The 14,377-nt window shown below is 66.1% G+C and carries 12 protein-coding genes; 2 read left to right on the top strand and 10 right to left on the bottom strand.

The window, feature by feature from the left end; all coding sequences use genetic code 11:
• Positions 1 to 6 precede the first annotated feature (6 nt).
• Positions 7 to 666 carry a pyridoxamine 5'-phosphate oxidase family protein gene (locus tag QP997_RS03455; protein ID WP_070759748.1) on the top strand — a complete coding sequence of 220 codons (660 nt, stop codon included), beginning with the start codon at positions 7 to 9 and terminating at the stop codon, positions 664 to 666.
• Between the two features lie 39 nt (positions 667 to 705).
• Here the strand turns inward: QP997_RS03455 and purL are convergent, their stop codons facing one another.
• The 4 genes from purL to QP997_RS03475 form a co-directional block, all read right to left on the bottom strand.
• Entirely contained in the window at positions 706 to 3,168 is a 2,463-nt protein-coding gene (purL, locus tag QP997_RS03460) for a phosphoribosylformylglycinamidine synthase subunit PurL (protein ID WP_284846218.1), read from the bottom strand.
• Positions 3,169 to 3,226: 58 nt separating this feature from the next.
• The gene (purQ, locus tag QP997_RS03465) at positions 3,227 to 3,895 is read right to left on the bottom strand and encodes a phosphoribosylformylglycinamidine synthase subunit PurQ (RefSeq protein WP_012360858.1); all 669 of its coding nucleotides are present in this window, start codon (positions 3,893 to 3,895) and stop codon (positions 3,227 to 3,229) included.
• The gene (gene purS, locus QP997_RS03470; protein ID WP_012360859.1) at positions 3,892 to 4,137 is read right to left on the bottom strand and encodes a phosphoribosylformylglycinamidine synthase subunit PurS; all 246 of its coding nucleotides are present in this window, start codon (positions 4,135 to 4,137) and stop codon (positions 3,892 to 3,894) included. The genes purQ and purS overlap by 4 nt, the downstream gene beginning before the upstream one ends.
• Before the next feature lie 178 nt (positions 4,138 to 4,315).
• Positions 4,316 to 6,439, bottom strand: coding sequence for a S9 family peptidase (locus tag QP997_RS03475; protein WP_284846316.1), 2,124 nt, complete (start codon positions 6,437 to 6,439; stop codon positions 4,316 to 4,318).
• 478 nt (positions 6,440 to 6,917) lie between these two features.
• Between QP997_RS03475 and QP997_RS03480 the strand changes: the two genes are divergently transcribed.
• Positions 6,918 to 7,733: a GDSL-type esterase/lipase family protein gene (locus tag QP997_RS03480; protein ID WP_284846219.1), complete on the top strand. Its 816-nt coding sequence runs from the start codon at positions 6,918 to 6,920 to the stop codon at positions 7,731 to 7,733.
• Between the two features lie 176 nt (positions 7,734 to 7,909).
• On the opposite strand, the gene QP997_RS03485 is transcribed toward QP997_RS03480, so the two are convergent.
• The 6 genes from QP997_RS03485 to purD form a co-directional block, all read right to left on the bottom strand.
• Entirely contained in the window at positions 7,910 to 8,803 is an 894-nt protein-coding gene (locus QP997_RS03485) for a phosphoribosylaminoimidazolesuccinocarboxamide synthase (protein WP_148812851.1), read from the bottom strand.
• A gap of 67 nt (positions 8,804 to 8,870) precedes the next feature.
• Positions 8,871 to 10,088, bottom strand: a complete 1,218-nt coding sequence (locus QP997_RS03490; protein ID WP_284846220.1) for an SPFH domain-containing protein — start codon at positions 10,086 to 10,088, stop codon at positions 8,871 to 8,873.
• A 46-nt stretch (positions 10,089 to 10,134) separates the two neighbouring features.
• On the bottom strand, positions 10,135 to 10,563 hold the full coding sequence (locus tag QP997_RS03495) for an NfeD family protein (protein ID WP_284758551.1): 429 nt from the start codon (positions 10,561 to 10,563) through the stop codon (positions 10,135 to 10,137).
• A 39-nt stretch (positions 10,564 to 10,602) separates the two neighbouring features.
• Positions 10,603 to 12,045, bottom strand: a complete 1,443-nt coding sequence (purB, locus tag QP997_RS03500) for an adenylosuccinate lyase (RefSeq protein ID WP_284758550.1) — start codon at positions 12,043 to 12,045, stop codon at positions 10,603 to 10,605.
• A 55-nt stretch (positions 12,046 to 12,100) separates the two neighbouring features.
• On the bottom strand, positions 12,101 to 13,003 hold the full coding sequence (locus QP997_RS03505) for an Fpg/Nei family DNA glycosylase (RefSeq protein ID WP_284846221.1): 903 nt from the start codon (positions 13,001 to 13,003) through the stop codon (positions 12,101 to 12,103).
• A 19-nt stretch (positions 13,004 to 13,022) separates the two neighbouring features.
• Positions 13,023 to 14,300 carry a phosphoribosylamine--glycine ligase gene (gene purD, locus QP997_RS03510; protein ID WP_284846222.1) on the bottom strand — a complete coding sequence of 426 codons (1,278 nt, stop codon included), beginning with the start codon at positions 14,298 to 14,300 and terminating at the stop codon, positions 13,023 to 13,025.
• Between the last annotated feature and the right edge of the window lie 77 nt (positions 14,301 to 14,377).

A 14,377-nucleotide genomic window follows, 5' to 3' on the forward strand; every position in this document is an offset into this window, starting at 1 on the left:
CCGGCGATGACCGACGAGTTGACCTACGAGAAAATCGCCTACGACCGCTTCGTCCGCGCCCGGCAGCACAGCGAGGAAACGCAGCTTCCAGGCGTGGAACAGGGGCACGCCGATGGCCCCTTCGACGGGCTCGACGGCAAGGCCCGCAAGCTGATCCGTAGCGCCCAACACTTCTACATCTCCACCGTCACCGGCACGGGGTGGCCGTATGTGCAGCACCGCGGTGGACCGCAGGGATTCGTTCACATCAGCGCTGACGGCAAGCGGCTGTTCTGGCCGGAGTTCCACGGCAATAACCAGTTCGTCACCACCGGCAATGTGGACCGGGGCGGGGAGGACGGCGGACGGGTGTGCCTGTTCTTTGTCGACTACCCGCTGCGTCGCCGTCTGAAGGTCTTTGGTCACGCCCGCATCGTGGAGGCCGCTGACGACCCCGAGCTCGCCGAGGACGCGACCACCATCGGTGGCGAACGGCTCCGCCAGCCCACCGAACGCATCATGGTCGTGGATCTGGTGGCCACCGACGCGAATTGCTCGAAGCACATTCAGCCGAGATGGACGAAGGCCCAGGTCGACGAGACACTGGGCCTATACCGAAAAGATATCGCCGAGCTGAAGGAGCGCATTCAAGCGCTCGAGTCTCAGCTCGGCGATCAGGAGGGTTAGCGTTTCGGGCGCCCCTCCCCTAGCTAGGGCTTGTGCGACCTAGACGGTGGAGTTCGCGCCGGTGGCGTGCCCGAAGAGCGCAGGCAGGGTTGCCTCCCAGACGTTGCGCAGCTCCTCGACGTTGAAGACCAGGCGTGCGACCTCGCCTTCCTCGGAAGCGTCCTGCTCCGCAGGCTCCGGCTGATCGCCCGGCAGGTTGCCGGTGGCACCAACCTCGAAGCAGACCTCCGGGCGGCCCTCGGCGTCCACGCTGCCCGTGCGGCCAATCCAGGCTGCCGGGACCTCGTGGTCGGCGAGGATCTCCATCGCCTTGGCGTAGCTTGCCTTCGGCACCGCGAGCACCACGCGGGTGGCGGTCTCCGAGAACAGGCCCACGAAGAGCTGCTCGTGCAGGTCCTCGCTGGCAGCCAGGCTTGGCTCCAGGTTCATGGCCGGGTTGACGGTGACACCCGTATTGGACTGGATCGCCAGCTCGACGATGGTCTGCGCCAGGCCGCCCTCGGAGAGGTCGGTCGCGGCAGCTGCCACGCCACGCAGAGCGGAGAGGGCATTGCCCAGGCGCTCTTCTGCGTGCAGATCGATCTGCGGTGGCAGGCCGGAGAGGTTGTCGTGGACAACCTGCTGCCAGATGGAGCCGCCCAGCTCGTCCTTGGTCATCGCGCCAGCCAGGATCAGCTCGTACTCCGAGCCCTCCGCGATCTGCTGCGGCAGGCGGGTGGTGGCGTCGTCGATGGTTCCCAGAACTGCGACCACCGGGGTCGGCAGGATCGGGGTATCACCGGTCTGGTTGTAGAAGGAGACGTTGCCGCCGGTGACCGGAATCTGGACGTCCACGCAGCCGTCGGCCAGGCCGTGGACGGCCTCTCGGAACTGCCACATGACCTCCGGGTCCTCCGGGGAGCCGAAGTTCAGACAGTTGGAAACGGCGACCGGGGTCGCACCCGTGGTGGCGACGTTGCGGTAGGCCTCGCCCAGCGCGAGCTTTGCGCCCATGCGCGGGTCGAGCTGCGCGTAGCGGCCGGAAGCATCCGCGGAGACTGCGATGCCGCGGTTGGTCTTCTCGTCGATGCGCAGCATGCCGGCGTCGGCGTCCTTCGCCAGGACGGTGTTGCCGCGGACGTAGCGGTCGAACTGCTCGGTAATGAACGCGCGGGAGCACAGCGCCGGGGAGGCGACCAGGTCCAGCAACTGCTGGCGCAGCTCCGGCAGGTTATTCGGGCGCGGCAGGTCGGCCTGCTTCTGCAGCTCGTCCTGGTCGGCCGGGCGCTGGTACGGGCGCTCGTAGACCGGGCCCTCGTCCGCGATGGTCTTCGGCGGGGCGTCGAGGATGACCTCGCCCTGGTGCTCGCAGATCAGGCGGCCGGTGTCGGTGACCTCGCCGATATCGGAGGCGATGACGTCCCACTTGCGGCAGATCTCCATGAACTCGTCGAGCTTCTCCGGCTCGACGACCGCGCACATACGCTCCTGGGACTCGGAGGACAGGATCTCCGCGCCGGTCATGCCCTTGGCACGCTGGTGGACGTTGTCGAGCACGACGTGCATGCCGACATCGCCGGCGGCAGCCAGCTCGGAGACGGCACAGGACAGGCCTGCGCCACCGAGGTCCTGAATACCAACGACCACGCCGGCGTTGTACAGGTCCAGGCAGCACTCGATGAGGACCTTCTCCGCGAAGGGGTCGCCGACCTGCACGGCCGGGAGCTTGCGCTCCGCGCCCTCTTCGAAGTTCTCGGACGCGAGGACCGACACGCCGCCGATACCGTCCAGGCCGGTGCGGGCACCGAAAAGGACGACGCGGTTGCCGGTACCGGAGGCGAAGGCGAGCTTCAGGTCCTCGGCCGGGAGCACACCCACGCCGAGGGCGTTGACCAGTGGGTTACCGCCGTAGGAGGAATCGAAGACGGTCTCGCCGCCGATGTTCGGCAGGCCGAGGGAGTTACCGTAGCCGCCGATGCCCGCGACCACGCCCGGCAGGACGCGCTGGGTATCCGGGGCATCCGCTGCACCGAAGCGCAGCTGGTCCATCACAGCGACCGGGCGCGCACCCATGGCCATGATGTCGCGGATGATGCCACCCACGCCGGTGGCCGCACCCTGATAGGGCTCGATGTAGGACGGCGAGTTGTGGCTCTCGACCTTGAAGGTCACGGCCCAACCGTCGCCGATGTCCACCACGCCGGCGTTCTCGCCGATGCCGGCGAGCATCTTAGAGTTCATCTCCTCGGTGGTGGTCTCACCGAAGTAACGCAGGTGAACCTTGGAGGACTTATAAGAGCAGTGCTCCGACCACATCACGGAGTACACGGCCAGCTCCGCCTCGGTTGGGCGGCGGCCCAGGATTTCCTTGATGCGGGCGTACTCGTCTTCCTTGAGGCCGAGGTCCGCCCACGGCTGGACGAGGTCCGGGGTCTGCTCAGCGTTCGCGACCGTGTCGTTGTGCACCTTGACAGCGCCAGAGTCGGCCGCGGCGCCGGAACCGTTGTTGAGGTTGTTCGTCATAGAACTACTTCCCTGAACTACTTTCTTGAAAAAGTTCTCGCTGGTAGCCGGTGAGGCCCTAGACCAGGCTGTGAAGGACGGACTGGAACATGCCGAGGCCGTCGGTGGACGGTCCGGTGAGCTCTTCCACGGCGTGCTCGGGGTGCGGCATGAGGCCAACGACGTTGCCCTTCTCGCTGCACACGCCCGCGATGGAGTTGCGGGAGCCGTTGTGGTTCACCACGTAGCGGAAGACGACCTGGCCCTCCCCCTCGAGGCGCTTGAGGGTCTCCTCATCCGCCTGGAAGCGTCCCTCCCCGTGTTTGGACGGGACCAGCAGGGTGGATCCCTTCTCCAGGCCGGAGGTCCACGGGGTGGAGTTGTTCTCCACCTCGAGTTCGATGTCACGGCAGACGAAGTGCAGGCCCTCGTTGCGGGTCAGCGCACCTGGCAGCAGCCCTGCTTCCTGCAGGATCTGGAAGCCATTGCAAATGCCCAGGACTGGCAGGCCACGGCCCGCAGCCTCGACGACGGAGCGCATGGCTGGTGCGATCGCTGCGATGGCACCGGCGCGCAGGTAGTCGCCATAAGAAAAACCACCCGGGACGACGACAGCGTCGACGTCCTTCAGGTCAGCATCCGCGTGCCACAGTTCGACGGGCTCGCCACCGGCGAGACGGACGGCGCGGAGGGCGTCGACGTCATCGAGGGTGCCCGGAAAGGTAATTACTCCGATGCGGGGGCTCACTGCTGAACCTCCGCAGTGACGACCTCGTAGTCCTCGATCACGGTGTTGGCGAGCAGCTCGGCGGCGATCTTCTCGAGATCCGCCTCACTCACCTGGTCATCGACCTCGAGTTCAAAGCGCTTGCCCTGACGGACATCCTGCACCCCGCTGATCTCCAGACGACCAAGGGCGCGGACGATGGCCTGCCCCTGGGGATCCAGAATTTCTTTCTTCGGCATGACGTTGACAACCACACGAGCCATGTTCTCTAGTGCTCCCAGCTGTTGGAAAAATCCATTAAGTACGTGCCCATGTTAACACCAGGCTGAAAGGCCAAGGAATTATTGGAATGGCGCTGCCGAGGGAGGTGAAAAAGCACCTCCGAAGGTGGCGGAAAGCGCGACCGAAGGCGGCAAAAACCACCACCAAAGGTGGCAAAACCTAGTCCAGCAGCTCGGTGGCGCCCATACGGTCCAGCTCCCATGCGGTCTCGAACGCACCCTGCTCCCAAGCCTTGTAGCGACCAGAGACACCACCGTGGCCAGACTCCATGTCGATCTTCAGCAGGACGTTCGCGCCCGCCACGTCGCGGAGCTTGGCCACCCACTTCGCGGGTTCCACGTAGAGCACGCGGGTGTCGTTGAGGCTGGTGACCGCCAGGATCGGCGGGTAGGTCTTGTCCGCGGTGATGTTCTCGTAGGGGGCGTATTCCGCCATGTAGTCGTAGACCTGTGGGTCGTGGTAAGGGTCGCCCCATTCATCCCACTCGGTCACGGTCAGCGGCAGCTCCGGCATGAGCATGGAGGTCAGCGGGTCGACGAAGGGCACGATCGCCTCGATGCCCGCGAAGCGGTCGCCGGCCATGTTCGCCACCGCACCCATCAGCATGCCGCCGGCAGAACCGCCCTCGGCGACCATGCGCTGCGGACTGGTCATGCCTCGGGCAATCAGTTCATCGGCCACGGCGATGAAGTCAGTGAAGGTGTTCTTCTTGGATAGCCCCTTTCCGTTGTCGTACCAGAGGCGGCCCATCTCCCCACCCCCGCGGACGTGCGCGATGGCGTAGACCACGCCGCGATCCAGCATCGAGAGCCGGAAGATGGAGAAGCCCGGGTCCATGGAGGACTCGTAGCTGCCATAGCCGTAGAGCAGCACCGGGTTCTCCCGGTCGAGTGGGACGTCCGCGCGGTGGATCAGGCTGACCGGGACCTGCGCTCCGTCCGGTGCGGTGGCCCAGATGCGGGTGGCTTGGTAATCGGCCGGGTTGAATTCCTTGCCGTCCGGGCCGGGGAGGACCTGCTGTTCCTTGCGCAGGATCTGCTCCCCGGTAACTAGGTCGAGCTCGTAGACCCGGGTGGGCGTCGTAAAGGAGGAAAAGACGAAACGTAGGACGGGCGGATTCCACTCGCTGTTCCCGGCAGCACCGACGGTCGCGAGCTCCTCGCCGAAGTCGACGGGGCGGAACTCGGACCAGCCGTCGGAGATGTCCATCAGGTGGCTCTTCGAGACAGCGTTCTCGCGGGCCTCGAGGACGAGGTGGTTCTGGAAGCAGTCCACGCCCTCGATGCGGGCGTCGTCGCGGTGCGGCACAAGGACGGTGACGTCGTCCAGGGAGGCAATCTGACCGACCGGGTGGTAGCCCAGCTCTGAGTTCACACCGTTCTTGTTGTGGATGACCAGCCAGTGCTCCTCGCCCGCGACGCGGGCGTGGTCGATACCGTACTCCACCCCCTGCTCGCGCGGCAGGATGCAGGTCAGCTCCGCGCCCTCCCCCTTCTCCTCGGCCTCCAGGTCGAGGTACCAGATCTCGCTGGTGACCTTGGAAGAGGAGGCGATCAGCAGGAAGCGCTTGGAGCGGGTGGTGCCCACGCCGGTCCAGAAGCGCTCGTCTTCCTCGCGGTAGATCAGCTCATCCTCCTCAACGGAGGTGCCCAGCGTGTGGCGCCAGACCTCGTGCGGGCGCCAGGCGGCGTCGACCTTCTGGTAGTAGATCGTGTCGCGGCCGACCCAGGTCGCGCCGTAGAAGACATCCGGGATAGGCTCCCCGATCTGCTCGCCGGTGGCCAGGTCACGGAAGTACATGGTGAAGCGCTCGTCGCCCGCGGTGTCCACGGAGTAGGCCAAGCGGGTGCCGTCGAGGGTGACGCTCGCCGCCCCGAGGGAGAAGAAGTTATGCCCCTCGGCCTCGGCGTTGACGTCGAGGAAGACCTCCTCGCGCGGGTGCGGGGTCTCCGGATCGATCTGCGGTGGGGTCCAGTCCTCCGGGTTATCGACGGGGACGCGGCACATCGAGGCGTAGTTCTTCCCCTCCGTCGAGCGGGAGAAGTACCACCAGTCGCCCGCACGGACGGGCAGGGACATGTCCGTCTCCTGCACGCGGGACTTCACTTCTTGGTAGATGGCCTCGCGTAGCGGCGTCAGGTGCTCGGTCTCCTGCACGGCGAAGGCGTCCTCCGCGGCGAGGTGATCCAGAACCTCCTGGGCTTCCTTATCTCGAAGCCACTCGTAGTCATCGCTGAAGTCCCGGCCATGGAAACTGCGCCGGGTGGCTAGCTTCTTGGCCACGGGAGCGGTTAGCCGCGGGGCCTGCTTGTCCCCGCTGGTCGCGGCCGTGGTGCCGCCCTGGTTCTGCTGCTGCCCTTCAGTGCCCTGAGTCACGAAAGCCCTTGACCTTTCTTCTCTAACCAAAACACGATAGTGTTATGAATTCGTTACCTGGGAGCCAGCTGTACTGGCGCTGGGATGGCAGCCAGTTTTGGTCACCACCTGCGGGGAACACTCCCCGGCAGGCAGCCAGCCAGCCTGCACACAGCTCCCGGTTTCGCTAAGCCCCTAAGCTAGCACCCGCACCGGACACGGATCACGAGCCCGGTGAGCTGCGCAGGGGCACGCCCCAGAACCACCGGGGCAACACAGTAAGTTGCACAACTTCTGTAACTTGCGCCCCAATAATGCTCATTTGTTTCATTTTCTCTGGGAAGCAAATACAATCCGCCTGTAACGAGCATCGAATCTTCTACACCAATCCACAGATAGGATGAATATGCGTCTCAAGGCCCTCGCCCTCTCCGTGGTTGCTGTTCTCGGCGCCATGCTGGCACCTGCCACAGCTTCCGCAGCTCCTGGTAACACCGTGCTGCTCGGCGACTCGATCATGGCCAACCCGTCCGTCGCGCACTACATGAGCCAGCGCGGCATCCCACTGGACCCGAAGCCGATGAACGGCGTGGGCTGTGCCTCCGACGACCGCTTCAAGCACGCCTACGCGTCCGTCAAGCGTGCCCCGGTGGACAACTACTCCTGCTCCGGTGCCTCCTTCCGCACTGGCGGTAAGCACATCACCAGCCTGGCGAACAAGGCCCGCCAGGACGGCAAGCTCAACGGCGCGACCCGCGAGGTCGTCATCTTCGCCGGTGCTAACGACACCTACCCGTACATCCTGAACGACAAGATGCCGATCCCGCAGATCGAGAACAACCTGCGCGTATCCATCCGCAACACCGTCAACCACGTCAAGCGCCTGGCCCCGAACGCCCGCGTGAAGGTCATGGGCTACCCACGGATCACCAACCCGGCGGGCCAGACCTGCTACCTGAACCTGCTGCCGCAGGGCACCCCGTCCCTGATCGTCAAGGCTCGCCCGGTGGAGGACGCCCTGCAGCGCGCAGCGGCCAACGCCTCCCGCGACACCCGCTCCACCTTCGTGGACATCAAGCCGATGACCACCGGCCACGACACCTGCGCCCGCGACCGCTGGATCACCGGCATCATCGACGTCGCCCCGCAGCACCGCAACCTGGCTTTCCACCTGACGCACCACGGCATCACCGAGGTCGCTAAGCACACCGCTCGCGTCTAGGCACCCAGCCACACCGCCCGCGCAGCGCGGTGATCCGCTGCGCAACGCATAAACCCCGCGCAACCATCATGGTTGAGCGGGGTTGAGCCTTATCCGGGGTCTTTTCCAACCGCCCCGGCGAGTTCGGAGGAGCGCTAAGCCGAGGGTTCAGCGCTTCCTGCCGTGCAGGCTGCGTTTTAGACGCAGCTGCCGATCCAGTCGGCGAAACGCTTGCCGGAGATGCGCTCGTAGGCCTCCACGTAGCGCGCCCGGGTCGCCTCCACCACGGAGCCCGGCAGCTCCGGCGGCTGGGAACCGTCATTCTTATCCCAGCCGGACTTCGGGCCGGTCAGCCAGTTACGCACGAACTGCTTATCGAAGCTCGGCTGCACCTTGCCCTCCTCGTAGCCGTCAGCCGGCCAGTAACGGGAGGAGTCCGGGGTCAGCACCTCGTCGGCGAGCACCAGGTTGCCTGCCTTGTCCAGGCCGAACTCGAACTTCGTGTCCGCCAGGATCAGGCCCTTCTCCTCGGCCATCTTCGCGGCCTGGGAGTAGATCTCCAGGGTTGCGGTGCGCAGCCTTTCCGCGAGGTCCTCCCCCAGGTCCTTGACGACGACGTCGAAGCCGACGTTCTCGTCGTGATCCCCGACCTCCGCCTTCGTCGCCGGGGTGAAGATCGGCTCGTCCAGCTTGGAGGCCTCGACCAGGCCCTCCGGGAGCTCGACGCCGCAGACCGCGCCGGTGGCCTCGTACTCCTTCAGGCCGGACCCAGTGAGGTAGCCGCGAGCCACGCACTCGAAGGGAACCATATCCAGCTTCTTGCACACCATGGCGCGCCCGAGCACCTCCTCGGGGATGCGCTCGTCATCCAGCGGTCCCGCGAGGTGGTTCGGGAAGTCGATCTGCTCAAAGAAGTGGGCGCTCATCGCGGTGAGCACCCGCCCCTTGTCTGGAATATCGGTGTCGAGCACGAAATCGTAGGCACTGATCCGATCCGTGACGACCATCAGCAGGTGCTCTGCGTCGATCTCGTAGATCTCGCGGACTTTACCCGCGGAAATGTGCTCGTAATCAGACAATTCTGGTCGCATGGCTAGACAGTCTAGCACCGCGATTCGGCCCGGCTAGACCCCCGCCGGGCCCTCCCCCAGGTGCGCCCTAATTCGTGGGGTTCGTCCACATATTCTGCGGATCCACGCTCTGCGGGGCGGGCTGCTGCACCGGCTCCGCCGGGAGCTCCTTACGAGCGTGCTGCGGCTTAGGCGTCGGATCCATCGGATCTTCCTCCACCGGCTTATTGGCCACCGCGTTCGCCGCGGCTACGGCCTTGGCGATCTCCGGGTCGGAAGCCGTGGAGAACCACTCCTCCGTGTCATCTGCCTCGGCCTTCTCGCGGGTGTCCTCGTCCACGTGGCCCGGCTCGTAGCGGAACACTCCCTCGTCGTCCTTCTTTGCGAAGGCCTTGGCGAACTGTTCCAGGGAATCGCCGAACTGGGACGGGATCATCCACATCGTCGATGCCTCGCCCTGGGCCAGCTTCGGCAGCTTATCCAAGTACTGGAAGGCCAGCACCTCCGGCGTGAGCTTGGAAGCCTTGATGGCGGCGTTGATCTTCTGGACGGCCTTCGCCTCACCCTGTGCTTCCAGGTAGCGGGAGGCGCGCTCGCCCTCGGCGCGCAGGATCATCGCCTGGCGCTCAGCCTCGGCGGCCAGGATGGCGGCGTGCTTCTCACCCTCAGCGGAGAGGATGCGGGCCTGCTTCTCACCCTCGGCGGTCTTGATGTCCGACTCCCGGCGGCCCTCTGCGGTGAGGATCATCGCGCGCTTCTCGCGATCCGCCTTCATCTGCATCTCCATGGACTGCTGGATGGACGGTGGCGGATCAATTGCCTTCAGCTCGACTCGGCTGATGCGCAGGCCCCACCGGGCGGTCGCGGCGTCGAGCTCACCGCGCAGTCGGCGGTTGATCGTCTCGCGGGAGGTCAGCGTCTCCTCCAGCGTCATGCCGCCGACCACGTCGCGCAGCGTTGCCACAGAAATCTGCTCCACACCGACGATGTAGTTATCCACGCCGTAGATCGCCTTGGCGGGGTCGTTGATCTGGAAAGTCACGACCGTGTCGATGGCCACCGTCAGGTTGTCCTGGGTGATGACCGCCTGCGGTGGGAAGGAGACCACGCGCTCGCGGGTATCCACCCGGGCACGGACCCGGTCGATGAAGGGAACGAGGATCGTGATCCCGCCCGAGACGGAGCGGGTGTAGCTACCAAGCCGCTCGATGACGGCCGCCTCGCCTTGCGGGATCAGGGCGATGGATTTCACCACGACGAGAGCGATGAAAGCCAACAGAACTAAGAGGAAGATCATGCCGGACATATGTTTACCGTTTCCTGGTTGGTTCTTTCACGGACTGCGTTTCCCGCTAGTCGTGTTTCCACACGACAGCGGTTGGGCCATCAATGTCGATGACGTGGACCTCTTCGCCCTTGGTGAAGGTCTCGGATGGGTCCATCGAACGCGCGGACCAAATGGAGCCATCCAGGCGGATCTGCCCGCCGCGGGCACCGACGTCCTCCAGAACCTCAGCGGTCGCGCCGACCAAGGCCTGCTGGGAGGTGTCGAGCGCCTTCGGGCCGTGCAGCCTACGGCGAAGAATGGGGCGCAGGAACAGGATCAGCCCAGCAGTGGCGATGCCGAAGGCGACGATCGCCGCCCAGGTCGGTGCGCCCGCCCACTCCACGAGGCCACCGACGGTCGCGCCGCCGGCCAGCATGAGCAGGGTGAACTCCCCGGCCGCCAGTTCAAGACCGGCGAGGACCAGGGCTGCGATAAACCAAATCAATGCTCCCACGCCTTCGAATTTACCGAATTGCGTGGGGGCGGTGCCGGTTTAGAGAATCTCGCCAGGGGTGTAGGCCGCTGCGTCTGGGTGGGCCTGGACGATGGACGCCACGCGGTCCAGCACACGGGAGACCTGGGACTCGGCCGCACCAATGAAGGCCTTGCGGTCGGCCAGGGCGTCGTGGAGATCCTGCTCATTCATCGGGAGGCGCTCATCAGCGGCGAGGCGCTCGATGAGGTTCTGCTCCGCGCCACGTTCGCGCATGTCCAGCGCCATGCCCACGGCGTTTTCCTTGATGACCTCGTGAGCGGTCTCGCGGCCCACGCCCGCGCGCACCGCCGCCATGAGGATGCGGGTGGTGGCCAGGAACGGCAGGTAGCGCTCCAGCTCGCGCTCAATCATCGCCGGGAAGGCCCCGAACTCGTCGAGCACGGTGAGGAAGGTCTCGCACATGCCGTCGAAGGTGAAGAAGGCATCCGGCAGGGCGACGCGGCGGACGACGGAGCAGAAGACGTCGCCCTCGTTCCACTGGGCACCCGAGAGGTCGGCCGCCATCGTCAGGTAACCGCGCAGCAGAACCTGCATGCCGCCGACGCGCTCGCAGGAGCGGGCGTTCATCTTGTGCGGCATCGCAGACGAGCCGACCTGGCCCTCCTTGAAGCCCTCGGTGACAGTCTCGTTGCCCGCCATGAGGCGGATCGTCATCGACAGCGAGCTCATCGCCGCGCCCAGCTCCACGAGGACGGACAGGGCGTCGAAGTCGAGGGAACGTGGGTAGACCTGGCCCACGGAGTTGAAGACCTGGCTAAAGCCCAGGCCGTCGGCGATCTGTGTTTCGAGCTGCGCGAGCTTCGCCTCGTCGCCGCCCAGCAGATCCAGCATGTCCTGCGCGGTGCCCATCGGGCCCTTGATGCCACGCAGCGGGTAGCGGGCCAGCAGCTCCTCGGCGCGCGCCAGGCCCAGCAGCAGCTCATCGGCCGCAGAAGCGAAGCGCTTGCCCAGGGTGGTGGCCTGCGCTGCAACGTTGTGGGAGCGGCCCGCCATCACGAGCCCCTGGTACTCGCCGGCCAGGCGACCGATCCGATTCAGGACGGCGATGGCCTTATCGCGGGCCAGCACGAGAGAGCGGTAGATCTGCAGCTGCTCCACGTTCTCCGTGAGATCGCGGGAGGTCATGCCCTTGTGGATCTCCTCGAAGCCGGCGAGGTCGTTGAACTCCTCGATGCGGGCCTTCACGTCGTGGCGGGTGACCTTCTCCCGCTCTGCGATGGAGTTCAGGTCCACCTGGTCGAGGACCTTCTCATAGGCAGCCGGGGCCTCGGCGGGGATCTCGATGCCGAGTTCCTTCTGGGCCTTCATCACGGAGAGCCAGAGCTGGCGCTCCATCTTGATTTTCTCCTCCGGGGACCACAGGTTGGTCATCTCCGGGGAAGCGTAGCGGGTGGCGAGGACGTTGGAAATATTCTTCTTTGCAGCAGTCACGCCCCTCATTATCCCACAGCGGCACAGGGCTGCGCCGAGGGGCTGGCGACCAGCGGTTTAAGGGCTATGCCACGGGTTGGCAGCCAGGACACCAGAAGAGGTTCCGGCCTTCCACCACGCGGTGGCTGATCTCCTCGCCGCAGACGTAGCAGGGCTGCCCGGCGCGCCGGTAGACGTAGACCTCGCCACCGTGGTCGTCCTTGCGAGGAGCCCGCTCCATCGCCTCCGGGGTGTGCTCGGGGCGCACAGTGTCGATCCGCCCGCTGGCCTCACCCTCGGCCATGAGTTCCACGAGGTCCTGCCAAATATTCTCGCGTTCCTCCGCCGCCAGGTCGCAGGCCCGGACGTCCGGGTGGATGCCCAGGCGGAAGAGGGTTTCGGCGCGGTAGATGTTTCCCACCCCGGCGTAGCGGGCCTGGTCCATGAGGATCGAGCCGATGCTGCGGCGGGAGCGGGAGAGGAAGTCATCGAGCTCCGCCAGCTTCGCGGCGTTCTCCGGGTCTACCTCCGGGCCGGTGGAGCGCAGCGGGTCGGCGCCGAGCTTGGCGACCGCGGCGTCCATCTCCTCGTCGGTGATGAGTCGGCACCACTGGGGGCCGCGCAGGTTTGCCTCCACGGCGTTGCCCCAGGTGCACATGTCCTCCCCGCCCTCGGCGTCGATGCGGTGCAGGTGCAGGCGCACCTGGCCGCGGGGTTGGCCACCGGTGAAGGGCTCGACGGCCATGGTGCCGATCAGCCCCAGGTGGACGTGGATGATGTGATCCGCCCGCCGGTGCGGGTTACGAGGGTTGCCGAAGCTTAAAAACAGGTGCTTGCCCCAGGCCTCCGCCCGGTCGAGCATGTCACCGGTCAGCGCGCCGGCCTCCTCGGCGAAGCGGCCCTGCGGGCTGGTTACGCGCAGGGCGTGGCCGGCGAACAGCTGATTGAGCTGAGACGCCAGCCGGTGAATCACGTGTCCTTCGGGCATCGGTTTCTAGCCTTCTGGCTTAGGCCTGCCCCTCGCCGGGGACGGTGATCTTGCCCTCGACGGCGGCCAGGGCGATGTCCTTGCGGAAGTGGCCGCCCGGCAGGTCGATGGTGGCAAGGGTGGCGTAGGCCTTCTCGCGGGCCTCCTCGAGGGTCGCGCCCTCACCGACCACGTTGAGCACGCGGCCGCCAGAAGCGACGAGCGCGCCGTCCTTCTCTGCCACACCAGCGGCGCGGACACCGCGGGCCTCGCTGCCCGCCTCAGCGCCCGTGATGACCCCGCCCTTCTTCGCGGACTCCGGGTAGCCCTCCGCGGCAAGCACGACGGTCAGCGCGTAGCCGTCCTTCCACTGCAGCGGCGGCAGCTCCGCGAGCGAGCCGGTGGCGACGGCGTTCAGCACGCCAGCCAGCGGAGTGTCGAGCAGCTGAAGCACCGGCTGGGTCTCCGGATCACCGAAACGGCAGTTGAACTCGATGACCTCAGGACCATTGGAGGTCCAGGCCAGCCCGGCATAGAGCAGGCCGGAATACGGCACTCCGTCCTCGGCCATCTGCTTGGCCACCGGGATGCAGACCTCGTCGACGATGCGCTGCACGCCGCCCCCCGGCAGCCACGGCAGCGGTGTGTAGGCGCCCATGCCGCCGGTGTTCGGGCCGGTATCGCCCTCGCCGACGCGCTTGAAGTCCTGCGCCGGGATCAGCGGGACAACAGTCTCGCCGTCCACCAGGCAGAACAGGGAGACCTCCGGGCCGTCGAGGAAGCTCTCCAACAGCACCGGGTTGCCGGCGGCGTGGACGTCGTCGATGTGGGCGCGTGCGGCAGCACGGTCGTCGGTGACCACAACGCCCTTACCGGCGGCCAGGCCGTCGTCCTTCACGACGAAGCGGGGGCCGAAGCGGTCCAGGGCGGCCTCGATCTCGGCATCCGACGTACCCGGCTGCAGAGACTCCGCCGAGGCAGTGCGGACCCCGGCGCGCGCCATGACGTCCTTCGCGAAGGCCTTGGAGCCCTCGATCTGGGCCGCAGCCTTGGATGGGCCGAAGACCGCGAAGCCTGCCTCCCGCAGATCGTCGCCCACGCCCGCGACCAGCGGGATCTCCGGGCCGATCACGACCAGATCCACCCCGAGTTCCTGGGCCAAGCCCACCGGATTCGAGTCATCCGGGTGGAGCGTGGCGATGGCCTTCATCCCCGGGTTGCCGGGGCTCACGTGGACCTCAGAGACGGACTCATCGCGGGACAGGGAATAAGCCAATGCGTGCTCGCGGGCACCGCTGCCAAGTACAAGAATGCGCATAGTGCCCCAGTCTAGCGAGCCAGCCGGACAGCGCGACGCGACGCTGCCCCAAAGCCGGTGTTCGCCGATGGTTTCGC

The organism is Corynebacterium sp. MSK039, assembly GCF_030232315.1.
Classification (GTDB): Bacteria; Actinomycetota; Actinomycetes; order Mycobacteriales; family Mycobacteriaceae; genus Corynebacterium.

What these genes read in the sequence shown, in the direction of transcription:
- QP997_RS03455 (WP_070759748.1), top strand. Translation starts at nt 7, where the DNA reads ATGACCGACGAGTTGACCTACGAGAAAATCGCCTACGACCGCTTCGTC.
- purL (WP_284846218.1), bottom strand. Translation starts at nt 3,168, where the DNA reads ATGACGAACAACCTCAACAACGGTTCCGGCGCCGCGGCCGACTCTGGC.
- purS (WP_012360859.1), bottom strand. Translation starts at nt 4,137, where the DNA reads ATGGCTCGTGTGGTTGTCAACGTCATGCCGAAGAAAGAAATTCTGGAT.
- QP997_RS03480 (WP_284846219.1), top strand. Translation starts at nt 6,918, where the DNA reads ATGCGTCTCAAGGCCCTCGCCCTCTCCGTGGTTGCTGTTCTCGGCGCC.
- QP997_RS03485 (WP_148812851.1), bottom strand. Translation starts at nt 8,803, where the DNA reads ATGCGACCAGAATTGTCTGATTACGAGCACATTTCCGCGGGTAAAGTC.
- QP997_RS03490 (WP_284846220.1), bottom strand. Translation starts at nt 10,088, where the DNA reads ATGTCCGGCATGATCTTCCTCTTAGTTCTGTTGGCTTTCATCGCTCTC.
- purB (WP_284758550.1), bottom strand. Translation starts at nt 12,045, where the DNA reads ATGAGGGGCGTGACTGCTGCAAAGAAGAATATTTCCAACGTCCTCGCC.
- QP997_RS03505 (WP_284846221.1), bottom strand. Translation starts at nt 13,003, where the DNA reads ATGCCCGAAGGACACGTGATTCACCGGCTGGCGTCTCAGCTCAATCAG.
- purD (WP_284846222.1), bottom strand. Translation starts at nt 14,300, where the DNA reads ATGCGCATTCTTGTACTTGGCAGCGGTGCCCGCGAGCACGCATTGGCT.